The 23239-nt window shown below is 38.8% G+C and carries 19 protein-coding genes; 7 read left to right on the forward strand and 12 right to left on the reverse strand.

Annotated elements, in window-relative coordinates; translation table 11 throughout:
- Position 1 precedes the first annotated feature (1 nt).
- The 5 genes from rpoN (at position 2) to mgtE (ending at position 4520) form a co-directional block, all read left to right on the forward strand.
- Positions 2-1396, forward strand: coding sequence for an RNA polymerase factor sigma-54 (rpoN, locus tag GJS41_RS04855; RefSeq protein WP_154246186.1), 1395 nt, complete (start codon positions 2-4; stop codon positions 1394-1396).
- 27 nt (positions 1397-1423) lie between these two features.
- Positions 1424-1711, forward strand: coding sequence for a ribosome hibernation promoting factor (gene hpf, locus GJS41_RS04860; RefSeq protein ID WP_154246187.1), 288 nt, complete (start codon positions 1424-1426; stop codon positions 1709-1711).
- Positions 1712-1728: 17 nt separating this feature from the next.
- Positions 1729-2241 carry a PTS sugar transporter subunit IIA gene (locus tag GJS41_RS04865; RefSeq protein ID WP_154246188.1) on the forward strand — a complete coding sequence of 171 codons (513 nt, stop codon included), beginning with the start codon at positions 1729-1731 and terminating at the stop codon, positions 2239-2241.
- On the forward strand, positions 2222-3076 hold the full coding sequence (gene rapZ, locus GJS41_RS04870) for an RNase adapter RapZ (RefSeq protein WP_154246189.1): 855 nt from the start codon (positions 2222-2224) through the stop codon (positions 3074-3076). Before GJS41_RS04865 ends, rapZ begins: the two co-directional genes overlap by 20 nt.
- A gap of 67 nt (positions 3077-3143) precedes the next feature.
- The gene (mgtE, locus tag GJS41_RS04875) at positions 3144-4520 is read left to right on the forward strand and encodes a magnesium transporter (RefSeq protein ID WP_154246190.1); all 1377 of its coding nucleotides are present in this window, start codon (positions 3144-3146) and stop codon (positions 4518-4520) included.
- A gap of 49 nt (positions 4521-4569) precedes the next feature.
- Here the strand turns inward: mgtE and pmbA are convergent, their stop codons facing one another.
- On the reverse strand, positions 4570-5940 hold the full coding sequence (gene pmbA / locus GJS41_RS04880; protein ID WP_154246191.1) for a metalloprotease PmbA: 1371 nt from the start codon (positions 5938-5940) through the stop codon (positions 4570-4572).
- A gap of 182 nt (positions 5941-6122) precedes the next feature.
- Between pmbA and yjgA the strand changes: the two genes are divergently transcribed.
- The gene (gene yjgA / locus GJS41_RS04885) at positions 6123-6626 is read left to right on the forward strand and encodes a ribosome biogenesis factor YjgA (RefSeq protein WP_154246192.1); all 504 of its coding nucleotides are present in this window, start codon (positions 6123-6125) and stop codon (positions 6624-6626) included.
- Between the two features lie 21 nt (positions 6627-6647).
- Here the strand turns inward: yjgA and tldD are convergent, their stop codons facing one another.
- The 11 genes from tldD to hemA form a co-directional block, all read right to left on the reverse strand.
- Complete coding sequence (tldD, locus tag GJS41_RS04890) at positions 6648-8081, reverse strand: metalloprotease TldD (protein ID WP_154246193.1); 1434 nt, start codon at positions 8079-8081, stop codon at positions 6648-6650.
- Positions 8082-8117: 36 nt separating this feature from the next.
- The gene (locus tag GJS41_RS04895) at positions 8118-8927 is read right to left on the reverse strand and encodes a carbon-nitrogen hydrolase family protein (protein WP_154246194.1); all 810 of its coding nucleotides are present in this window, start codon (positions 8925-8927) and stop codon (positions 8118-8120) included.
- On the reverse strand, positions 8924-12802 hold the full coding sequence (locus GJS41_RS04900) for a YhdP family protein (RefSeq protein ID WP_154246195.1): 3879 nt from the start codon (positions 12800-12802) through the stop codon (positions 8924-8926). The genes GJS41_RS04895 and GJS41_RS04900 overlap by 4 nt, the downstream gene beginning before the upstream one ends.
- 3 nt (positions 12803-12805) lie before the next feature.
- The gene (rng, locus tag GJS41_RS04905; protein ID WP_154246196.1) at positions 12806-14284 is read right to left on the reverse strand and encodes a ribonuclease G; all 1479 of its coding nucleotides are present in this window, start codon (positions 14282-14284) and stop codon (positions 12806-12808) included.
- A gap of 45 nt (positions 14285-14329) precedes the next feature.
- Complete coding sequence (locus GJS41_RS04910) at positions 14330-14965, reverse strand: nucleoside triphosphate pyrophosphatase (protein ID WP_154246197.1); 636 nt, start codon at positions 14963-14965, stop codon at positions 14330-14332.
- 2 nt (positions 14966-14967) lie between these two features.
- On the reverse strand, positions 14968-15450 hold the full coding sequence (mreD, locus tag GJS41_RS04915; RefSeq protein ID WP_154246198.1) for a rod shape-determining protein MreD: 483 nt from the start codon (positions 15448-15450) through the stop codon (positions 14968-14970).
- Entirely contained in the window at positions 15440-16285 is an 846-nt protein-coding gene (gene mreC, locus GJS41_RS04920) for a rod shape-determining protein MreC (protein WP_370515673.1), read from the reverse strand. Before mreC ends, mreD begins: the two co-directional genes overlap by 11 nt.
- A 108-nt stretch (positions 16286-16393) precedes the next feature.
- Positions 16394-17437, reverse strand: coding sequence for a rod shape-determining protein (locus tag GJS41_RS04925; RefSeq protein ID WP_154246199.1), 1044 nt, complete (start codon positions 17435-17437; stop codon positions 16394-16396).
- A 271-nt stretch (positions 17438-17708) separates the two neighbouring features.
- On the reverse strand, positions 17709-18578 hold the full coding sequence (prmC, locus tag GJS41_RS04930) for a peptide chain release factor N(5)-glutamine methyltransferase (RefSeq protein WP_154246200.1): 870 nt from the start codon (positions 18576-18578) through the stop codon (positions 17709-17711).
- Between the two features lie 2 nt (positions 18579-18580).
- Positions 18581-19672: a peptide chain release factor 1 gene (gene prfA / locus GJS41_RS04935; RefSeq protein ID WP_154246986.1), complete on the reverse strand. Its 1092-nt coding sequence runs from the start codon at positions 19670-19672 to the stop codon at positions 18581-18583.
- A gap of 37 nt (positions 19673-19709) precedes the next feature.
- The gene (hemA, locus tag GJS41_RS04940; protein ID WP_154246201.1) at positions 19710-21011 is read right to left on the reverse strand and encodes a glutamyl-tRNA reductase; all 1302 of its coding nucleotides are present in this window, start codon (positions 21009-21011) and stop codon (positions 19710-19712) included.
- A gap of 171 nt (positions 21012-21182) precedes the next feature.
- Here hemA and GJS41_RS04945 point away from each other — a divergent pair, with 171 nt between their 5' ends.
- Positions 21183-23237, forward strand: coding sequence for a tetratricopeptide repeat protein (locus GJS41_RS04945; RefSeq protein WP_154246202.1), 2055 nt, complete (start codon positions 21183-21185; stop codon positions 23235-23237).
- The last annotated feature ends 2 nt before the right edge of the window (positions 23238-23239 follow it).

The raw sequence follows: 23239 nt of genomic DNA on the forward strand, positions 1-23239 counted from the left end.
AATGAACCAAGCGTTAGAGTTACAACTCAAACAGCAGATTAAACTCAATCCTCAGTTGCAGCAATCAATTAAACTGCTCCAGCTATCTCAGCTAGAATTGGCTCAAGAAATTCAATATCAACTTGATAATAACCCACTACTTATTTGCGAAGACTCGCAAAACAACCCTGAAACGGATGAGTTCAACAGCAAACAGCTGACTGCTAATAATCTAATTTCAGCTAGCAATCTAACCAACACGAACTCTCACACTCAGGAAAACTATTGGGAAGCTATTCCAGATCAGGTAGACTTTAAAGAGTCTTTAGAATCTCAGCTACAGCTCCACCATCTGTCTAGAAAGGATCTTGAGATTGGCTACTATATTATAGAAAACCTCAACGAATCAGGCTTTTTGACCTTAAGTGAAAGAGAAATAGCCAATCAGATTCGACGGGATACACAACTAGAAACTGACGAAGATGAAGTGCTGGCCATAAAACATCTGATTCAAACTTTTGAACCGAGTGGTTGTGCTTGTTTGGATTTACAAGAATTTTTGTCTTTCCAAATTACCCATAACCGTAACTTAGCCATTTCGCAACAACGAATGTCGCAATTAAAAATATTATTCAATCACCACTTTCAGTTATTAGTGGCTCACCAATATGAAAAAATTGAAAATAAATTAGGCATAAGTAAAGATAAATTAAAAACACTACTAAGTATCGTTCAAACACTTCGGCAAAGACCCAATGACTATCGCGCTGATGACAGCGTCGACTATATCAAGCCGGATATCAATTTCTCGCAGAGTAACCACCAGTGGCAAGCAAAAGTTAACACTAGAGAGTTACCAAGGTTACAAATAAATCCTGACTATCTGGAGTTGGCCAAACAAACGGTTAAGACCGATGAAAAAAAATATATTAAAGATAAGGCTCAACTAGCACAGCAGTTTCTAAATTCATTAGCAGCTCGAAAGTCTACTTTGCAAAGAATTGCAGACTATTTAATAGTCCACCAAAAAGATTTTTTTGAAAAAGGCGATATTGCGCTAAAACCATTAAACCTAATCACTATTGCAACTGCTTTAGATTTACATGAGTCAACAATCTCCAGAGCTACCAGTAATAAGTATTGCCAAACTCCCAGCGGAGTTATCCCTTTAAAATCATTGTTTTCAAATGCTATTAATCCTGAAAAAGGAGGTGAATGGTCACAAACTGCGGTGAAACATCAGGTCCAAGAAATCATTAAATCTGAACCTTCCCAAAAACCCCTTAGCGATAGCTCAATAGTCAGTTTATTAGCTGAATTAGGAATCACAGTCGCCAGAAGAACCGTGGCAAAATATCGTGATGCTCTTAATATTCCTAGCGCAACTAAGCGCAAACAGTTATCGACTATCCTTTAATTTAATACCAACAAAAGGAATCATACTATGCAAATCAATTTAACTGGCCGTCATATGGAAGTCACTGATGCTTTAAAATCTTTCGTTAATGATAAATTTGAAAGATTGGAACGCCATTTCGATCACATCAATAATGTTTACGTTATTCTCAGCGTTGAAAAAGTACGTCAAATAGCTGAAGCTACCCTTAATGTAAATGGCGGTGAGATTTTTGCCAACAGTGAAGCAGAAGATATGTACGCTGCAATTGATTTATTAGTTGATAAACTAGACCGTCAAGTGATAAAACATAAAGAGAAACTTACCAGACACTAATGTCCCTCGATTATTAAATGCAAATTTCTGAAATTTTGTTCCCTGAGCTTTGTTTGCTTGGGGAGCAAGCTACTAGTCGTAAAAAAGCCTTACAAATTCTCGCTCAGTCATTACAACAGCATGATAATGCTTTAGACGACTTTGAAGTTTTAAAAGCGCTAATTACTCGTGAGCAATTAGGCTCGACCGCTATTGGTAATGGCGTTGCGTTGCCTCATGCGAGAACGGCTGACTGCCAAAAACCCGTTGGCGCCCTTCTAAGTTTAGAAGAAGGTGTCGATTTTTCTGCACCTGATCAAGAAGTTGTTGATCTCATGTTTTGTTTATTAGTCCCAGAAAATTATGACTTCCAAAAATTAGGTGGCCTCAACCAAATAGTTGAACTATTTCAAGATAAAGTATTGCGTGCGCAAATAAGAAATGCACATAATGGACAAGCGCTTTATGATATTATGCTTGGCGCGCTAGAAATGTGTGACTCAGTAGAACTCAAGGAAAATGCACCCAACAATGAAACTAATCATTCTTAGTGGCCGCTCGGGCTCTGGCAAATCGGTAGCACTTAATGCACTTGAGGATGCAGGTTATTATTGCATTGATAATTTACCGTTAGAGCTAACCCTTGAAGTTCGTAACCGTCATTTTAAGCATACCGATGCATTAGCTATCAGTGTCGATGCCAGAAATCCTGGAGATTTAGAACGCTTCACCCAGGAAATTGAACGAATCAAAATAGTACACCCTGATCTAAAAGTTATTTTTATTGATGCAAACGAAACGGTACTGCTAAAACGTTTTAGTGAAACTCGAAGACGTCACCCACTAACTCATAGCGGTATTTCATTACGAGACGCGATGCAACAAGAAGAACAACTGATAAGTCCGATTCGTGCAATTGCAGATCTGGTGATTAATACTAGCACCTTAACACCGCACGATTTAAGAGAACAAATTCGTAGCCGAGTTACTCAAAGTACTCAATCCAATATGGATATTTTGTTCACTTCATTTGGTTTCAAACATGGCGCACCACAAGATGCCGACTTTATTTTCGATGCTCGCTGCTTACCCAATCCTCATTGGGTGCCAGATTTAAGACCTTTTACCGGTAAAGATGAACCTATTCAAAATTACCTAGGCGCGGATGATCAGGTAATGGAGTATCTTTGGCAAGTCAGGGTTTTTCTTGATACCTGGTTGCCTGCCTTTGCAAAACAAGATCGTAGCTACTTTACTTTCGCTGTTGGCTGCACCGGAGGTAAGCACCGCTCAGTCTATATCGTAGAAAAACTCGGGGAATACTTCCTGACCCAATATCCCAATCTACAAATACGCCATCAACAACTTGAGAATATTGGCAAATAAACATAGCTAGCCAGCTCTAGCTGTTTTATGTAAAATTTGAATCAAATCAAAAGCTAAGAACGGCTTTATGACCGATAATCAAACAAATCAAAGTAAAGAACAACTGCTTCAGCTGAATAAAGCTTTAGAAGGCGGTCAGCTTATTACTTTTGAAAATTTATTATCCGAGTTGTTTGCCCCTGATATTGCATTATTCCTTGAATCATCGCCACCCAAAGTTCGTAAAACTGCTTGGGAGCTGATTGATATTGATCACCAGGGTGAAGTGCTGCAATATTTATCCGATGAAGTACGCCAAGACTTCATCGATAAGATGCAACCGCAAGAATTGGCTGATGTTGTTTCCGAAATGGATACCGATGACGCGGTTGATATCATCGAGGATCTTTCTGAAAAATTAAGCTCGCAAGTATTAAGACGATTAGACGAACAGAATCGTTCGCAGATCGAACAGGCCTTATCTTATCCTGAAGATACCGCTGGCGGCTTGATGAATATTGATACCATCATGATCCGCCCTAGAGTATCTGTGGAAGTGGTATTGCGTTATCTTAGAATAAGAGGAAGCCTGCCAGATAATACGGATCAGCTGTATGTTGTTGACTCGAATGATCATTTAATTGGTTCTGTACCCATCAGTTCGATTTTAACCCACCCTCCTGAAACACCAATTTTAGATTTGGTGGTAGATAATCATTTTCCAATTTTGGCAGATACCGATGATGCTGAAGTGGCACAGCTATTCCAGCGTCATGATTTGGTAACAGCGCCAGTGGTTGATAGTAATAACAAATTACTCGGCAGAATTACCATTGATGATGTTGTTGACGTTATTGTTGAAGAAGCTGACCACTCCTTATTATCCATGGCGCGATTAGATGAGTACGAAGATACTTTTGGCTCTATCAGTAAAACTGCTAAAAGGCGCGCTATTTGGCTCGGGATAAATCTAATCACCGTTATTTTAGCGGCCTTAGTGATAGGTCTGTTTGAAAGCACCATTGCGAAGGTGACTTTATTAGCCGTATTACTCCCCATCGTTCCTAGCATGGGCGGTATTGCGGGAACTCAAACTTTAACTCTAGTGATACGTGGTATGTCGCTAGGACATATCAGCGAAGGCAATCGTGCTTATTTAATGAAAAAAGAGCTAGCTGTAAGCATTATTAACGGTATTCTATGGGCATTCGTGATCGCTAGCCTAGTCTACTTCTTTGCACTCTACAAGGCGGTTGAGTTCAACCATTTGCATCTTGCCATAACTATTGGCGGCGCCATGTTGTTTAATTTAGTGACTGGAGTTTTAGTCGGTGCTACTCTGCCAATGATATTAAAGAAAATGAACATTGACCCAGCAATTGCAGGTGGCGTCGTGCTTACCACCGTTACTGACGTAGCAGGTTTTTTTGCGCTACTAGGTTTGGCAACTTTCTTCTTTGCCTAAAATTATTTTTTGTTAACCGTTTTTTCTATCAAGTGTTACTCAAGTAAACTTATTGAGAAGCAACAATTAAATGATCAATAGCCATAGAGCCCGTTAAGATACTTGAACGGTGATCGATATCATTTGCTAGGCCGATAATATTCAACAACATATCATTTAAGTTGCCGGCAATAGTAATTTCTTGCACAAAATGCTTTATCTCACCATTTTCTATCCAAAAGCCGCTAGCACCTCTAGAGTAGTTACCAGTAACTATATTGACACCCTGTCCCATCAGTTCAGTAACCAATAAACCTGTGCCCACTTTTTTTATCAATTCTGTTTGAGAAATTTCATCATGACCAATTAAGATATTATGAATGCCGCCAGCACTTGCAGTAGATTCAAGACCTAACCTTTTTGCAGAATAACTACTTAAGAAATAATCCTTCAAAATACCATCTGCCACTATATCTCGTTTATAAGTCGCAACACCCTCGGAATCATAACACCCACTACCAAAACCTTTTAGGATAAAAGGATCTTCTACGATTTGTACTGTGCTAGGCAAAACTTTTTGATCTTTTTTATTCAACATGAAGGAAGATTTTTGATATAAAGCCCCCCCTTTTAGAGCACTTAAAAGGTGCCCCCAAATAGTCCTTGCTGTTTCGGGCGTAAAAACTACGGGATATTTACCAGCTTTGATAGTTCCTTGACGCAATCTTCTTTGTAGGCGATTAGAAACTTCTGTTCCAATTAATTGGGCCGGCTCTAAATCCAAGTAATCACGACCGACACTATAATAAGCTTCTTTCAGCATACCACTATCACTATCGGCAATCATAGTAGTCGATAAACTGTACCTGCTGGTAAATTTCTTTGCTATAAAACCATGGCTATTGGCACAGATGCTTGCTGAGCAATGACCGTATATATTAGCGCCTTCTGATTGTTTAATTATGAAGTTATCTAAGGCAGTACTTTCAGCCATCTTCGCTTGTTCAATAGATTCCTCAATAGACATAGAGCTTGGATGGCACAGCTCTAAGTCTTTAATGTCTGTTGCCATTCTATCTTTTGGAGCTAATCCAGCATACTCGTCAGCTTGGGTAAATCGAGCAATATCAGAAGCCGCTTTAACGCCTTTCTCAATGCCGCTTCTAGTCACATCATTGATAGAAACTGAACCCTTAGATTGATTGAAGTACAAAGTTAAGCTTAATGAGCTATCCTGGTTAAACTCTAAGGTTTCAAGCTCTTGGTTTCGAACTTCAATCGAATTACCAACAGTATTATGACACCATATCTCAGCTGCATCAGCACCAGCTCTTTGTGCCATCAAGAGTCCTTCTTTTACCAGTTCTTGATATTTACTGGCAGTGATAGTTTGTTGCTCTGCAAGTTGAGCTAAAGTCAATTGCTGGCTTTTCGCATTCATTAAATAAGGGCCTTAGAAATCGTCTTAAGTTTTACTATCTTAACAAAACTATCCGCAGCGGTTGTAATTATCTTAATGATGACTTTGTATTAAGCATCATATTTACATAGAATACTAAATATAGATTCTATGTTGATAACACTACTCTGCTGTTGCAGCTTATATTACCGGCGATTTATATTATGTCTGAGCAAAAAGCAATCGAAAACAACGACGATTACCGTTCTAAATCAGAACAGAAGAGAGATATCCAAAAAATCACCAAATTAGGTAAGCGGCTGTTAGAAATCCCTAAAGATAAGTTGATAACTTATCCCTTAAGCGAAACCAGTATAAAAGCCATTCTTGAAGGAAAAAGAATAACGAGCCCTATAGGTCGCAATCGTCAAATAAAGTACATAGGTAAACTGCTTAGAAGCGAAGATATGGATGCCGTTCAAGAGCAGTTAGATATTCTTGATCAAGAAAAATTATTAGAAAACCGAAAGTTTCACGACCTTGAAGCGTGGCGAGATAGTTTGATCACCGACGGTAATAGTGCGCTAACCGACTTACTTAACGAATATTATCATTTAGACAGGCAGCATCTTCGTCAATTAATCCGAAATGCCATTAATGAAGAAAAACGCAATCAGCCACCCAAATCAAAGCGACTCATTTTTCAGTATCTAAAAGAAAATATTTAGTTGAAATAGTCCTTAAGACGGCTAGCTTTTAGTACCGCCAACCGTTAACTCATCAATTTTCATGGTTGGCTGCCCAACCGAAACAGGTACGCTTTGACCTGCCTTTCCACAAACACCAATTCCAGGATCAAGGCACGAGTCGTTCGCAACCATACTTACTTTTTGTAAAACCTTAGGGCCGTTGCCAATCAAAGTGGCGCCTTTTATCGGCGCGGTAATTTTTCCATTCTCAATAAGATATGCCTCGCTGGCACTAAACACAAAGTTACCCGAAGTGATGTCAACCTGACCACCGGCAAAGTTAGGCGCGTAAATCCCTTTTTTTACGGATTGAATGATCTCCTCTTTTTCAGAGCTGCCAGAAAGCATAAAAGTATTCGTCATGCGCGGCATAGGTAAGTGCGCGTAAGATTCTCGCCTACCATTTCCGGTTGGCTCTACACCCATTAACCGAGCATTATGTTTATCTTGCATGTACCCTTTTAAAATACCCTTTTCGATCAATACATTAGATTGCGCAGGGGTTCCCTCATCATCAACAGTAAGGGAGCCACGCATATTTTTTATACTGCCATCATCAACCACGGTACATAAATCTGATGCTACTTTTTGGCCTATTTTATTTGAGTATGCGGAAGAGCCTTTTCTATTAAAATCCCCTTCTAAACCATGGCCTACGGCTTCATGTAATAACACACCTGACCAACCATTACCCAAGACTACGGGCATACTGCCCGCGGGCGCTTCTTGCGCATCCAAATTTCTTAATGCTTGTTGCACAGCTTGCTTGGCTAGATCTGAAAAATCTGCTGCCAATAACTCTGCCCATAAGTATCGCCCGCCGATACCTGCCGAACCTCGCTCTCGCTTACCTTTAGATTCGACTACCACCGTTATATTCAATCGAATCATAGGTCGAATGTCGGCTGCTTGCACCCCATCCGTGGCTAACACTAAGATTGACTCATCAGCTGCGGATAAACCAATAATAACTTGGCTGACTTTTTCATCAAGACCACGAGTTAACTTATCAATGTCTTGCAATAAATTAATCTTCTCTGATTGTCGAACATCAGTCATAGGGGAAGCATGCTGAAATATATTTTCAGATGCAGAGGTCTTAAAGCTTACGTGCTTATTTTGACCAGCCTTACTAATAGAAGCCGCCGCTTTTATTGCATTGGTGAGCTCTTGCTGTTCAAATGCATTAGCATAAGCAAAACCCGTTTTATCTCCTAAGATTGATCTAACCCCCAATCCTTTTACCAAATTAAAGCTTGAATCTTTAACCAGACCATCTTCAAGCTGCCAATACTCCATACTTCCTTGTTGTAAATAAATATCAGAATAATCCAGCTGATAACTGTTGAGTCTTTCTATTGATTGGCATAAATAATCTAAACTTAAGTCAGACTCTTGAAATAATTGGCTTTCAACTTGGTTAAGTAAATTCATAATCTGACTCAATAATTATTGGTATGATGGTTAATATTACAAAAAGTTAACTGTGTGGGTATGGGCAGGGAATCTTTGTCTTATGGAAGTTATTAGTCCCTTCGATAATTGATGACTAATTACCCCTTCTTCTTCTGTAAGCTGTATCAAATCTGCTCCCCAAGGATCAATTATTTTACTATGCCCATAAGTGCGCCTTTCGTTATCATGCACACCAGTTTGATTAGCTGCTAGTAAGTAACATAAATTCTCAACCGCACGAGCTTTTAATAACGTGTCCCAATGCGCTTTACCGGTGACATAAGTAAAGGCAGATGGGGCCACAATAAGCTCAACACCTTGCGTTTGATAGTACCGATACAGCTCTGGAAAGCGCAAATCATAGCAGATGGAAAGACCAACCTTAAATCCTTTAATATCGACTATCACAGGATTAGTGCCGGCCATTGTATCAGCGGATTCACAATATGACTCGTTAGCAGCGACCCCAACATCAAATAGATGTATTTTGTCGTAATAAGAAATTAAATGACCTGTATTATCATAAACTAAGCAGCGAGCATAAGGTCGCTTAGGATCGCTAGATGCAACAGGAAAAGAGCCTGCTATTAAATAAAGTCCAAATTTAGCACTCATCTTTGTCAGCCATTCATGCACTCGACCTTTTTGATGTGGCTCTTGTATGGCTAATTTTTGGCTTGAAGAGACTGGCATTAAGGCAAAATTTTCTGGTAATAGGCACAAATCGACTTTAGTTTGATAACAAGTTTTAAGCATTGACTCTAGCTTTGCTAAGTTAGCATCTAGGTCTGCGCTGGCAGTGTATTGTAATGCTGCCACCTTCATGGTGTAGGCTCTTTAGCTTTTTCAATTTTCTGATCAGTCTTATTATCTTGAACTGGGTTAGTGATTTCTTGAATATTTTGCAAAGCCTTCTCAGCTTCAATCTGCTCATCAGTGATTTCGATTTCTTTAGCTTTTTTCGAGACTTCAAGCACTTCTGGGTCATCGAGTGGTCCCGTAATTTTATATTCGATACTCGATACTACATTTAAAGCTGGTTCAAAAATTTTGCTAATCACTAGCATTATCAAGCCAGTGGTTGGCTCGATTGCCCACCCCGCTAATACAGGCAAACTAGAACCAAGTTTAGGAGTTACCAGAACTTGTTGCTCTACTGATTGTTGATTCAAATCAACTTGCCCATTGACCACTACATCAGCCGCAGTACCATTTATCTCTACCTTCTCACTTAATAGAACGCCTTTTTCAATTTTAAAATTTCCAATAATATCATCATAGAAGAAACCATCTCTAAATAGATCACTAAAATCTAATGATAGTCGTCGTGGAATTGATTCGAGCGAAAACAAACTAAAGATGCGCGCTTTTTTATCACTTAGTTCCCGTATGGATCCTTTGCCTGCTTTTAATTTGAAGTAGCCATCAGTTTGGCTTAACTCAAAATCATGCAAACGGCCTGGCCAGGATAGAGATAACTCACCAGATGTTTTTGAATCTCTAAGTCCACCACCTAAATTCCAAAAGTCCATCAAGCCTCTTGGCTTAGGTATATCAAAATTCAAATTAATGTTGGTGCTATTTTGATCGATTGTGCCTTGAATTTGAGATAGCAGTTGATCACTTACAAAAGCTTTGCCTTCAATAGTAATTTGACTACTGGAAAATTTACTTTTCAGTTCCACTGGTCCAAATTGATAACCATTGATAGTGCATATTTTGCACTCCAGTATCCAATCATCATATTCAGCTAGATCTATATCGACTGAATTTTGCTCATTAACTTCATTAGAATCTAATGATAAATTCATATTTAGATTTTCAATAACTAATTTTTTTTGACCATTTTCTAAAAAATTAATATTGGCTCTAGCTTGCTCGGAATAAAAATTAAAACGTATCGCATTTTTTTCATCACTTTCCCCTTTGATATCATTAATTCTGACATTAGTGAAAGCTTGATCAGCAAAGATAAGCTTAGGAGTCGTTAAGTTTATTCGCTGAATCCAATTGGGCCAATTTGAGTCGCCTTCTGACTTAATGTTAATTGCATCTAACCATTCATTTACATATATAGAGTTAAAATAACCCTCTATAGCAACGCCCTTCGTAGGTATTTCAAGTTTCTGTGTCGCTAAGTCGCCCAGTTTGATAATACCTGTTGGAAGGTAGTTGCTTGCTTGATTTTGCTCAATTTGAGCCGATAATTGATTGCCATAGGATGCTCTTACTTGTAAAGTTTCATCTTGCTTAAAAAATGTTGCTAAAAAGTTTGTCACCTTACTCTGGCTTTTCTTTATCCATTCAGGCCCACTAATAGCAGTACCGACTAGATTACTTCTAACGATTAACGACTCTTCAAAATTCTCTTGTGTTGCGACCTTGTAGTGCAGCGAAAAGTCACTCTTCCCACTGGTATCTAATAGCTCATAACCCATAAGTTGTCGACTGACTTTGGCCAAACTAACTTTTCCATTTGCATCGATTTGGATAAAGTCATCATCATCTGTAAAGTTCCCTATCTTTACATCAATACTCAAGGGGCTATCGAAAAGAGTACCTTTTAGTTTTCTAGTTACAGCTCCATTCTCTGTAAAACGAAGCTGCCCATTTGTGTTATCCAAAATTAAGCCATAAGGAATGCCTGAAATACTGGTATCAGAAAAACTAATAAGGCCTTCTATCTTAGATTTTATTTCCGTAGCTAACAAAAAATCCAAATTAAGATCTGCTGCCAAATAGCCTGAAAATTTTAAATTAAGAAGATCACCCCCTAATTTGTCAAGCATAGGAGATTGCAGATATATTTTCTTATAGCTTGGATAGTCGGTTTTTACGGATAGTTTTACCGAGAGTTCTTCATCTGGAGCTTTTATATCGGGAATAATAGCTACCCCCTTTAAAATCTTTACACCTTCTAAAGTTCCATCTGTTGTCGCAAAGGATATTCTTTCATTATCAAATATCGCTTTGGCGTCAATGTCTGTAGCTATCGGCCAATCTGGCTGAAATTTAAAGTCCGTATCTGTTACATTAGCTTGAACGTTAAATACTCCATCATTATTCTTAAAAGGAAAGTTCTGCATTGACCCTTGCCATATGAACTTTGCAAAAGGTACTTGTCCAGACTTAAGACTCTGATCTAAATAAGCTAAAGCTTTTTTTGATAAGCTGCCCTGTCGTGGCCAGTAATTCTCAAGTTTAGCCACATTGATGTCTTCACCTTCAGCATAAAGTGACATATGTAGATCATCATCAAATGTTACAACTCCTCTTGCTTTGACTTTCGCATCTTGATTTTCAAATGAAAACTGCTCTATAAGAAAAGTGCTAGACTGCTCTATCTCATAAATACCACTTAGGGTTAGTTCTTTAACAGCAGTTTTTTCCTTGAGCATAGGACGAAAATCAAAAGAGACGTTATTTGTTTTAGCGTTTACAAACCAAGAGCCTTGCTCTCCTTTTATAATTATATTATCTAACTCTACCCCAGGTATTTTCCTAAATGGATTTATCTTAATGTCACTAAAGTCTAATGTCCCACTAAATGGTTGAATAGCGTCTTTTGAATCTATTAGCACTAAATCTACCGAATTGACGATTCCTTTGGGTTGCAAGCCAGTTAAAACAGTTAATTGCTCGTCGGTTAGTGCAGGCGTTATTATTCTTGTCAAAAATCCAAAAGGTAAAACTCCCGTTTTTAATCGGTAGCCAATCTGATTATCACGGTTCGATGCTGTCAGTTCAATATAACTTTGATGCTGCTCATAGCCATCATTTTCTTTTGTTGAAATTAATAACTTGTCACTCTTTATGGTGTAATACTCACCTTGCTTAGAAAGATTAAGAGCGATATCGACCTTAGCTGCTGCCCTTTCAGCATTGTTTATTTCGAGCCGTCCAGTCTCTAACTTTCCATTAGTTTGAGTGAGCCAGGTTTTTAAGTTGACCTGTTGATAATCGACAATATGTTCTAAGTGAACTAATTTGTTCAGCTTCTCTAATTCTAAAGATTTAATATCCAAATAATATTGCAGCTGTTCCTCGCTATCAAAAAAGCTGCCTTGCGACTCTATCACTAGCCGCCCTTTTTTAATAAGGTCACCATAAGTATCTAGTAATAGTTGGCGCTCATCTTTATCATGCTTATAAATGAGTTGAGATACTCTTTGAGTGAACTGCTCTTGCTCAGCTAATGCAGAAAATTCCAAATCAACAATTGAAATATAGTCATGGTTAAAATCATTAATAAAATTTCGTGAAGACTTTTCAAAGTCTTCTAGTGACATCAACTTATTAGAATTTGATATTGTGGAGGAAACAAGGTTTAGCTTAACAGATGATAATTCGATTTCTTTGGTTACTAAATTTCCACTATAAACTGTGGCCCACAAATCTAGTTTTAGTTTATTATTCTTACTACTAAATTCAACGCCTCGACTATTATCTAACCACTGTAAGTCAGTAATTTCTACAATCGGATGAAAACCAGACCAGTCAACTTGTAAATTTTTATAATCTAGCTGTCCACCAACATAGTCGGCCACATACTCTTGAATGATTGTTTTTTTCTGTAAGAAATAAGGTAATGAAACTTTGATTAATGATAGCAGCAACACGAAGATGATGAGTAATATGGATACTAACCAAATAGATTTCGATATTAATTTAGATAAAAATTTGCTGAATGCTGAAGCCATAAACTAAATCAGCACCACATCGTATTGGTCAGTGCCATATAATGGTTCAGCTTGTAAGCGAATCGGCTTGCCTATGGCATCTTCTAGTTCCGCTAAACCGCTCGCTTCTTCATCAAGCATACATTCAACAACATCTTCACTAGCTAATACTAATAACTTTTGAACATCATAAGCGCGCGACGAACGGCTAATTTCCCTAAATATCTCATAACAAATAGTTACTGCAGTTTTGATAAAGCCACGACCATTACAATACTGACATGGCTCGCACATCAACTGTTCAAGTGACTCACGAGTTCTTTTGCGCGTCATCTCAACTAAACCTAAAGAGGAAACTTCCGTGATCTGGGTTTTAACATGATCTCGATCCAAGGCCTTCTCTAATGTTCGTAGTACCTGTCTTTTATGCTCTGCATCTTGCATATCAATAAAATCGACAATAATAATTCCACCCAGATTTCTTAATCTTAGTTGTCTAGCCAAAGCATTCGCAGCTTCAAGATTGGTTCTGAATATCGTTTCTTCTAAGGTTTTGTGTCCTACAAATGCACCAGTATTGACATCAATGGTAGTCATCGCTTCAGTTTGATCGACAACAAGATAGCCACCGGATTTTAATTGCACTTTTCTTTCCAGTGCCTTGTGAATTTCTTCTTCGATATTATACAAATCAAATATTGGGCGTTCACCATTATAAGCTTCTATTCTTTGTGTCAGAGCTGGTGTGAATTTTTTTACAAACTTATTAACCTGATTAAAGGTGACTTCGTCATCAATCCTTACACGCTCAATATCTTCAGCTAATAGATCCCGCATAATTCTAAGTTCTAATGGTAAATCTTCATGCAATAGCCCGGGCGACTTAACTTTCTTTTTTTGCAGTTGAATTTCAGCCCATAACTTTTGTAAAAAAAGACTATCACGAGTTAACTCTTCCGCTTCTGCTTTTTCTGCTGCAGTTCTGACTATATAGCCATATTCTTCATTAGAACTCTCTTGTAAAATTTTTTTTAATCGCAGTCTCTCTTCTTCTTCTTCAATTCGCTGAGAAACACCAACATGTTTATGATCTGGCATCAAGACTAAGTAGCGTGATGGAATAGTGATGTGAGTTGTTAATCGCGCCCCTTTACTACTGATAGGATCTTTGATTACTTGCACTAAAATCTTTTGGCCCGCTCGAATTAAATTAGTAATATCTTGCGGTTCATCAGAGTCATCAGAATTTTTTTCGCTTGCGGAGTCAAGATCTTGCTCCATAAAGATATCTGCGGCATGTAAAAAAGCAGCTTTATCTAAACCTATATCCACAAAAGCCGCCTGCATGCCAGGCATGACTCTCGTCACAATACCTTTGTATATATTTCCTGCAACACCTCGATTAGCAGTCCTTTCCAAATGCACTTCTTGCAGGACACCATTCTCTACTACAGAAACTCGCGTTTCTTGTGGCGTTACATTAATTAAAATTTCTTCGCGCATAGCAACTTTCTATTTTTGATAAATTTTAGTGTAGCAATTAACCCGTCAATTCAATAGGTATTTGATGTTAAATTCATCAAGCATTTGTCGAGTCTCAAATAAGGGTAACCCCATAACACCTGAGTAACTTCCAACTAATCGTTTTATAAAACTAGCAGCAACACCCTGAATCGCATATGAACCAGCTTTCCCCATTGGCTCTAAAGTATCGCAATAGGTATTGATTTGAGAAAGATTAATATGCTCAAAGGTGACTGAACTTTGACTGGTTTTTTGGACTTGTTGCTCTGAATCTACCACTACAACACTCGTTAAAACTTGATGCGTTTTACCAGATAATTTGCTTAACGTATTAACAGCATCTTGCTTATCTACTGGCTTACCTAGTACTTCATTTTCTAATACTACTATAGTATCCGCTGCTAAAATTGGAACCTTATAGCTATTCAGCGATTCCATATTCATTGTGAGCACCTGAGTGCTTGTAGCTAAATTTTGTTTTGCCGATAAAGCTTTTCCCATTGCTAATCGCTCCACATACTCAAGTGGAGTCTCATTGGCCAGTTGAGTTTCATCAAATTCGTTGTTTATATGAGTGAAGGCTACTCCCAACTGAGTGAGCAGCTCTTTTCGACGAGGTGAATTAGATGCAAGATAAATGCTCTGATATTGATGAAGCATTCTTATTTGACCTTAAAATAACCAGCTATTTGCTTTAACAAAAGGTAAATCCAAGGCCATAAGACTCCATTTAAGACAATTCCAATCCATGGCAATGTATCAATAGATTTCCCCGTTAAACGACCTAACCAATAGGTTATGGCTAAATAAACTGCGCTTACAATGGCTAGTGATAAACCTTGTTTCCATAAAGGGAAGAGACGAACTCTCTTATACAATAACTGCAGAATAAAAGTCGTGATTGCCAATGCAAAGCCATGCAAGCCCATACTGGTATTTAAAATCACGTCAAGCATTAGCCCAACTATCAATGCCCAAAACAAACCGACTCTTTCCGGGATATATAAGACCCAAAAGCTCAATACCAACATAACCCAAGATGGTCGCCACATTTGCCATGAATCAGGTATCGGAAACAAAGTTAAAACCATGGCTACCATTAAAGACAGCAATATTAACCAGGTTCCTCTTTTGCTACCGCTCATTGGTTGCCTCCAACTCTTGAGTTGCTGTTTCCCAAAGTAGCAACACATGATCTGCCGTATTGATATTGGCTGTCGGTTCTGCAATAACTTCTAAATAAGGTTGATCCGAATTTTTAGTGACTGATACTACTTTAGCGACAGGGTAACCATCAGGGAATTTTTCACCCAAACCCGAACTTAACAATAAATCACCTTGTTTAATATCGATAGTACTTGGTAAATGCATCACATTTAAGTTAATCCCATTACCTCTAGCTATCGCCCGAATTCCATTCCGGTTATTTTTAACTGGAATTGCATGATTGGGATCATTAATCAAAATAATACGACTCCAAAAAAGGGTCACCTCAATTACCTGCCCCATAACACCATCAGAATCGACAGCGGACTGACCGACATATAAACCATCACTAGAGCCTTTGTTAACCATTATTTCTTGCGCATAATTATTAGTGTTCACATTAATAATTTCTGCAATCAGACGCTTACCTTTTAATTTTCTTGATGAGTTAAGTAGTTTACGTAATTGAGCATTATCTGACTCTAATCCTACCAATCGTTGATTCTGGGCTTTGAGTATCATGAGCTGATCTTTTAAGTTTTGATTCTCATCAATCAGATCGGCTCGACTCACAATGTTATCATCAGCCCAGACGCTGATTTCACTTGGTAAATTTGCTAAATAATAAACTGGAGATGCCAATGTGGAAAAAGTACTGCGAACTGAATTCAAATATTGATAGCGGTAATCAAGTACCATCATGCTAGAGCAAGTTATAAGCACTAATATTAATTGAATTAATAAAGAAGGACCTTGAGTGAATATTGTCTTAATAGCTAACTACCCCTAACTATTTAATTACTACTTTTAAATACTGTATTTTAATAAAACCATCATATAAAAAAATCGGGCTTTAAGCCCGATTTTTATTGTAAACTTTAATTATTCCGCGGAAAATAAATCGCCAGCGTGCTCTTCCAAAGTTTCTAAAATTTTACCGCCGCCGCGAGCTACACAAGTCAATGGATCCTCTGCCACAATAACTGGCAAACCTGTTTCTTCCATTAACAACCGGTCAAGATCTCGAATCAAAGCACCGCCGCCCGTTAGCACCATACCGCGCTCAGAAATATCCGCAGCTAATTCAGGCGGAGATTGCTCAAGAACAGCTTTCACCGCTCTCACAATTCCATGTAAAGGGTTCTGCAAGGCTTCTAATACTTCATTCGAGTTAATAGTAAAGCTTCTTGGAATACCTTCTGCTAAGTTACGACCACGCACATCCAATTCACGAACTTCAGTGCCAGGATAAGCGGTACCAATTTCATGCTTAATACGCTCAGAGGTAGCTTCACCAATTACCGTGCCATAATTGCGACGAATATATTCGATAATGGCTTCATCAAAACGATCGCCACCAATACGTACCGAATCCGAATAAACCACACCATTTAAAGATAAAATCGCAATCTCAGTAGTACCACCACCAATATCTACCACCATCGAACCGCGAGCTTCACCAACGGGTAAGCCTGCACCAACTGCTGCTGCTACCGGCTCTTCAACCAAATGTACTTCACGAGCACCAGCGCCTAGCGCTGATTCTTTAATTGCACGTCTTTCAACTTGCGTCGAACCACAAGGAACACAAATCAAAACTCTAGGGCTTGGGCGAAAAAAAGTATTATCATGGATTTTTCGGATAAAATGCTGCAACATTTTTTCGGTTACTTCGAAGTCAGCAATGACGCCATCTTTTAACGGACGGATCGCAACGATATTACCTGGGGTCCTACCCAACATCCTTTTAGCTGCTTCACCAACCGCTGCAATTGACTTAACGCCACCGACTCGATCTTGTCGAATCGCCACCACCGATGGCTCATCCAACACGATACCTTGATCACGTACATAAATAAGAGTGTTTGCTGTCCCTAAATCAATCGACAAATCTGTCGAAAACATACCGCGTAATTTTTTAAACATAGAAAGGAGCAGTCCTAATGTAGAAATTTTGTGTTTATCGCTCTAAAAAAGCATTTATTGATGCTTGAAACTGCCCCAAAAGGCTTGTGTTTATTGATAAAGCGCATTTTTTTACTTATCGCGCTACTCTAACAATAGTCACCCTTTGGGGCAAGTCAAAACCAAGCATAAAGGGATTTATTTGAACTATTGGTGAGAATAATTTTTTAGATGTAAATTCAATCCAACTAGTAGACAAACATATTGCCAACTAATTCCAATTTTTAGCAAGCTAATTGGCTGGTTGTGCGATAGTCACTCGATCAAGCCCTGCTAGATCTTGAAAAGTTTCAATTTCAACATACCCTAATTCTTGCAAAATGGACTGAATAGTTTGAGCTTGCTCAAAACCGTGCTCAAACATTAAATAGCCTTTGCTAGTTAAAATAGATTTTGCTTGCTCAGCGATGATTCTAATATCAGCGTAGCCATTATCTTGAGAGACCAAAGCAGAATAGGGTTCAAAGCTTAAATCCTTTAAATGAGGGTCGTCTTCAGCAACATAAGGAGGGTTTGATACAATTAAATCGAGTTTGCCCTTTTGCCAATTTACTAACCACGAGTTTTGCAGACATTTAACATTATCAAGACTTAAACTACTGACGTTTTGCTGAGCAACTGCTAATGCCCTCTCACTAAAATCTACTGCAAAAACAGTTGCTTGAGAACGCTCATAGCCCAACGCACAAGCTATAGCGCCACTGCCTGTGCCTAAATCAGCCACATTAAAGTCGCCTTCCAAAGGAATTTTATCAAGGGCTAGCTCAACCAATAATTCAGTTTCAGGTCTTGGGACAAGGGTGTCTTGAGTGACTTTCAGGTTAAAAGTCCAAAAATCTTGCGAACCGATAATATAAGCTAACGGCTCGCCAGTTAATCTTCTTTCTATTAATTGACAGAATAACTGATCATCACCATTGGTTAATTGAAATTCAGGCCAAGTTTTTAGCCAAGTCCGACTTTTGTGCAGACTAAATGCCAATAAAAGCTCTGCCTCTAATTGGGATTCACGCTCATCCGTGACCGCCCGCAATTCTTGAGTCGCGGCTTTCAGATATTCATTAACAGTGTTTAAAGACTGGAACACTGAAGCTTTACCCAATCCTAGTTAGCTGATTCTGCAAGTGCAGCTAATTGGTCAGCTTGATTCTCAGCCACTAAAGGTTCAACAATCTGATCGATGTCTCCTTCCATAATTTCATCTAACTTGTACAGGGTTAAATTAATGCGATGATCCGTCATGCGGCCTTGCGGATAGTTATAAGTACGAATGCGATCTGAACGGTCACCTGTTCCTACTAGATTACGACGCATTTCAGTTTGTTCTTGTTGTGCTTTAGCATCTTCCGCCGCTTGAATTCTAGCTTGCAACATGGCCATGGCTTTGGCTTTATTTTTATGTTGAGAACGTTCATCCTGACATTCAACTACTACCCCAGTTGGTAGGTGAGTAAGACGAATCGCTGAATCCGTTTTATTCACATGCTGACCACCTGCGCCAGAAGCACGAAAGGTATCGACTCGCAAATCGGCTGGATTAATTTCAATTGCATCCACAGCATCGGCTTCAGGCATAATCGCGACGGTACAAGCTGAGGTATGAATACGGCCTTGAGATTCAGTTTCTGGAACTCGCTGTACTCGATGAGCGCCTGACTCAAACTTTAAACGTGAATAAACCATATCACCACTGATGCGCATAATGATTTCTTTGTAACCACCTTGATCGCTACGGTTTTCATTCATCACTTCAACCTGCCAGCGCTTCTTTTCTGCGTACTTAGAGTACATACGGAATAAATCACCAACAAAAATTGCTGCTTCGTCACCACCGGTGCCAGCACGAATTTCTAGGAAAGTATTTTTATCGTCATTCGGATCTTTTGGTAGTAATAACTTTTGTAGCTCATCTTCTAGCTCTACCAATAAGCCTTTATATTCTTTTAATTCTTCTTGCGCCATTTCACGCATATCAGGATCACTATCACTCAGCATCTCTTCAGCTGTAGCCAAACCGTCAATCGCTTCTTGATATTTTTGGAAACCTGCAACCACTTCTTCAAGTGCAGAATATTCTTTAGATAAATCTCTAAACTTATTCTGATCGGTTATCACATCTGGATCGCCCAGTAAGGCACTCAACTCTTCATGACGATCAACCAAGCCTTGTAACTTTTCTATAACGGATTCTTGCAACATGGGTAAATTCTTTTCCTATCGCTATTATTTTTTGTTAGTCATCATCAAGTTTAAAAATCTCACGCAACAAATCATCCTGCTCAATTTCCACTGTCGACTCTGAGTTCGATTCTTGACGCAGCCAAACCAGCGGTTGATGCATAAACTTTTTTAATAAACGATGCGCTAAAGCTTCAAGTGCATCCTCTGCTTGAGCATCATTTTGCAATTGGGCTTTAGCCCTTTGCAACTCTTGTGTTGCGATTTGTTGGTATTTCTTTTGTAAATCACGCACTGTATCATGCTTTTTCTGATTCTCCAGCCAATGCCAATAAGATTCAACAAAAGGCAAGATAATAGCTTCAGCTTGAGTGGCAGCCTCTTGTCGAGCTTGCATATTGTCTTGAATAACACCTTCCAAATCATCAACCGTGTAAAGATACACATCATCCAAATCAGCTACCGAAGCTTCTATATCTCTTGGTACAGCTAAATCCACCATAAAGATACTTTTGCGCCTGCGCTTTTTTAGCGCCTCTTCCACCATACCCTTACCAATGATCGGTAACATACTACCGGTGGAAGAAATCACTATATCCGCTTGTGAGAAAAAGTGAGGAATAGCTTCTAAACCAATGGCCTGACCGGAAAACTCTTGCGCTAATTTCTGTGCATTAGCCAAAGTTCTATTGGCCATTAACATTTGCCCAACGGTTTGTTGCTGCAAATGCCTTGCCGCCAATTCAATTGTCTCACCTGCGCCGACAAACAACACTGTTAACTCAGAGAAATCTGCAAAGATGTGTTTGGCCAAATTAACTGCCGCAAATGCAACCGAAACTGGGTTGGTACCAATATCAGTATCATGACGAACTTTTTTAGCCGCAGAAAACGCTTTTTGGAATAGGCGCTCAATATCCACACCTAATGTGCCCGCTCGTTTAGCTTTTTGGTAGACCGCTTTTAACTGACCTAAAATTTGTGGCTCACCCAGCACCATAGAATCTAATCCGCTAGCCACTCGCATAATGTGACCTACCGCTGCTAGATTGCTATGAAGATACAAATAAGAATCAAGCTTTTCTTCCAGCTGATTATAGTTCTGAAGCCATGATTTGGTTTGCTCCATCACTATTTCAGGCTCACAGCCCGTAGCGTTTATGTAAAATTCAACCCTATTACAGGTTGAAATAATCGCAACCTCTGAGGGCTTTTGCAGGCTAATCGATAACTCTTGATTTAACCAAGACTGCAAATCAGCCATGGCTTGAGCTAATTCATGCTCAGCAAAGGCTGCTTTTTCCCGCACCGATACCGGCGCAGTCTTATGATTAATTCCCAAAGATATCAATGACATAGAGAGTTAAACTATTTCCAGAAATGTTCGAAATGCTTTAATGGCGCGAATTATAGCATCGGCAAATATTATCTGCGAGATTAATAGCTCTTCTCACTTAAGTTGATAGTTTTATAAAAATTCACTGTTTTTCAAAAGCAAAACTGATAATCTAACTTTTTATGAGTTCGAGTGGATTTTTCTTTGCGCAATAAATACCTTTTGCTATTGACTATTAGCACACTGATGCTCGCTGCTTGCGCGTCTTCACCAAAGCTTTTACCCAATGAAACTAATTCCACTAAAGCTTTGGTGCACACTACTACTGATGTTAGTCACTTAAGTCCTGACCAACGTAGTCAATTGTACTATTCCATCTTATTGGCAAGGCTGGCAGAAAAAAAACAGTTCTTAGATATCGCTCAAAGCAATTACCAAGATGCTTTAGGAAAAACTCAAAGTCCTCAAATTGCTGCTCTTAGTACCAAAATAGCATTATTTCAAAAAGACTTTATTGCCGCTGAAAAAGCTCTAGACATATGGCAAACCAGTTCACCTGATTCCAGCGCCCCAAAAAGAATTGCCCTATTAATTGCACTTCATAAATCTCAATACGAAAAAGCTTATAATAATTTACTGTCACTTTATCCAGCAGAAATAAACTCAAACGTTGACGCTGATGCAAGCTATCAAGTTTCTGCTAGTGTACTCAAAAATAGCTTCAACGATTTGCTGACCTTAGCCTTTTCGAAAACCCTCGATCAGCAAGGGCTGGAGCACCAACAGTTAGGTCTAGCTTCTCTCTTAGAGCGATATAATACGGAAAACCCTCAGTCTTTTTATGGCGACGCCACGCAAACCGCAGAAGCCTATTTACACCTTAATAGCCGAGGCCCATTAACAAAGTTAGCGCGAATTCACTTACTTCTAGATAGGGTTATTGAGAAGAATCCAGGTTTCATTGCCGCCATAAATACTAAGGTTAAAGCTTTGAGTCTTATCTCACTAGAAAAGAGCGCAAGTTATTTAAAAAAAATCTTGTCCCATCAAGCTCTAAGTAAAGTTCAAGTTTCAGAGTTAGCCAACTTTGCCTATCGACAAAAAGATTATTCCTCAGCGACCATTGGCTTTCAAAGAATTGTAGATTCAGAGCCGGATAATTCCGAAGCTCAGTTTCTATTAGCCGGAAGCCACTTTGCCAATAAAAAATATCAACAAGCAACTGATATCTTTTATCAACTAGCCATTGATGATTACCGTAAAGAAGCTAGTGCTTTTTATTGTGGTGATTCGGCAGAGCGTAATGATGACATCATTAGAAGTTTAAGTTGCTTTGAAATGGTTCCTGTGAGCCAGTATTTTTTAGAAGCTCGTCAGCGGATGGCAACGATTTATGCCAATAAAGAAATGTATCGTGTTGGAGCAGAAAGCTTACAAAAAGCGCAAGACTTAGTTGATTTCAATCAAAGACAAATGCTACTGAAATATGAAGTGAATTATTTATTGGAGTATGAGCAGTATCAACTGGCTAAGTCCAGACTTGAATCAGCCATTCAGTTAGAACCCAATAATGGCACTATTTATTATTTACAGTTATTACTTGCGGACAAAACCTTATCGCAAACCGGTTTTTTAGATAAAGTCTATCAACTGCAACAACAAGCCCCTAATGAATATTTACGTAAAGAAGTCACCTTCAGTGCTGTGAATATTTTAACTCAAGAGAAAGCTTATGAATTAATTTTTGCCGTGCTTGATAAAGAAGTTAAGGCCTTTCCTGAAGACTTGGACTTATTGTATTCACGAGCTTTATCAAACGAGCCTTTAAAACGATATGATCGATTAGAAGCAGATTTACGCTATTTATTAAGCATTGCCCCAGATAATGTTAATGCACAAAATGCATTAGGTTACACCTTAGCCGACACCAATAAAAACTTAGATGAAGCTAAAAAGCTCATCGAATCCGCTTACCAAGCTGAACCCGATAATGATGCTATTTTAGACTCAATGGGCTGGATTCAATATCGCTTGGGTAATTTAGAGCAAGCTTTAAAATACATTCAACTCTCCTACGATAAAGCACCAGTTCCAGAAATAGCTGCTCACCTTGGTGAAGTCTTATGGCAAATGGGGCAAACAGAAAAAGCGATTGCTGTCTGGAAAAAGGCCTTGCAACAAGAGCCCTCTAACTTATATATTCGCGACACGCTGCTACGCTTCCCGAAAGCCAATTTATTGCCTTGATT

Origin of the sequence: Kangiella sp. HZ709 (assembly GCF_009674675.1) — a bacterium.
Classification (GTDB): domain Bacteria; phylum Pseudomonadota; class Gammaproteobacteria; order Enterobacterales; family Kangiellaceae; genus Kangiella.

What these genes read in the sequence shown, in the direction of transcription:
- rpoN (WP_154246186.1), top strand. Translation starts at nt 2, where the DNA reads ATGAACCAAGCGTTAGAGTTACAACTCAAACAGCAGATTAAACTCAAT.
- hpf (WP_154246187.1), top strand. Translation starts at nt 1,424, where the DNA reads ATGCAAATCAATTTAACTGGCCGTCATATGGAAGTCACTGATGCTTTA.
- GJS41_RS04865 (WP_154246188.1), top strand. Translation starts at nt 1,729, where the DNA reads ATGCAAATTTCTGAAATTTTGTTCCCTGAGCTTTGTTTGCTTGGGGAG.
- rapZ (WP_154246189.1), top strand. Translation starts at nt 2,222, where the DNA reads ATGAAACTAATCATTCTTAGTGGCCGCTCGGGCTCTGGCAAATCGGTA.
- mgtE (WP_154246190.1), top strand. Translation starts at nt 3,144, where the DNA reads ATGACCGATAATCAAACAAATCAAAGTAAAGAACAACTGCTTCAGCTG.
- pmbA (WP_154246191.1), bottom strand. Translation starts at nt 5,940, where the DNA reads ATGAATGCGAAAAGCCAGCAATTGACTTTAGCTCAACTTGCAGAGCAA.
- yjgA (WP_154246192.1), top strand. Translation starts at nt 6,123, where the DNA reads ATGTCTGAGCAAAAAGCAATCGAAAACAACGACGATTACCGTTCTAAA.
- tldD (WP_154246193.1), bottom strand. Translation starts at nt 8,081, where the DNA reads ATGAATTTACTTAACCAAGTTGAAAGCCAATTATTTCAAGAGTCTGAC.
- GJS41_RS04895 (WP_154246194.1), bottom strand. Translation starts at nt 8,927, where the DNA reads ATGAAGGTGGCAGCATTACAATACACTGCCAGCGCAGACCTAGATGCT.
- GJS41_RS04900 (WP_154246195.1), bottom strand. Translation starts at nt 12,802, where the DNA reads ATGGCTTCAGCATTCAGCAAATTTTTATCTAAATTAATATCGAAATCT.
- rng (WP_154246196.1), bottom strand. Translation starts at nt 14,284, where the DNA reads ATGCGCGAAGAAATTTTAATTAATGTAACGCCACAAGAAACGCGAGTT.
- GJS41_RS04910 (WP_154246197.1), bottom strand. Translation starts at nt 14,965, where the DNA reads ATGCTTCATCAATATCAGAGCATTTATCTTGCATCTAATTCACCTCGT.
- mreD (WP_154246198.1), bottom strand. Translation starts at nt 15,450, where the DNA reads ATGAGCGGTAGCAAAAGAGGAACCTGGTTAATATTGCTGTCTTTAATG.
- GJS41_RS04925 (WP_154246199.1), bottom strand. Translation starts at nt 17,437, where the DNA reads ATGTTTAAAAAATTACGCGGTATGTTTTCGACAGATTTGTCGATTGAT.
- hemA (WP_154246201.1), bottom strand. Translation starts at nt 21,011, where the DNA reads ATGTCATTGATATCTTTGGGAATTAATCATAAGACTGCGCCGGTATCG.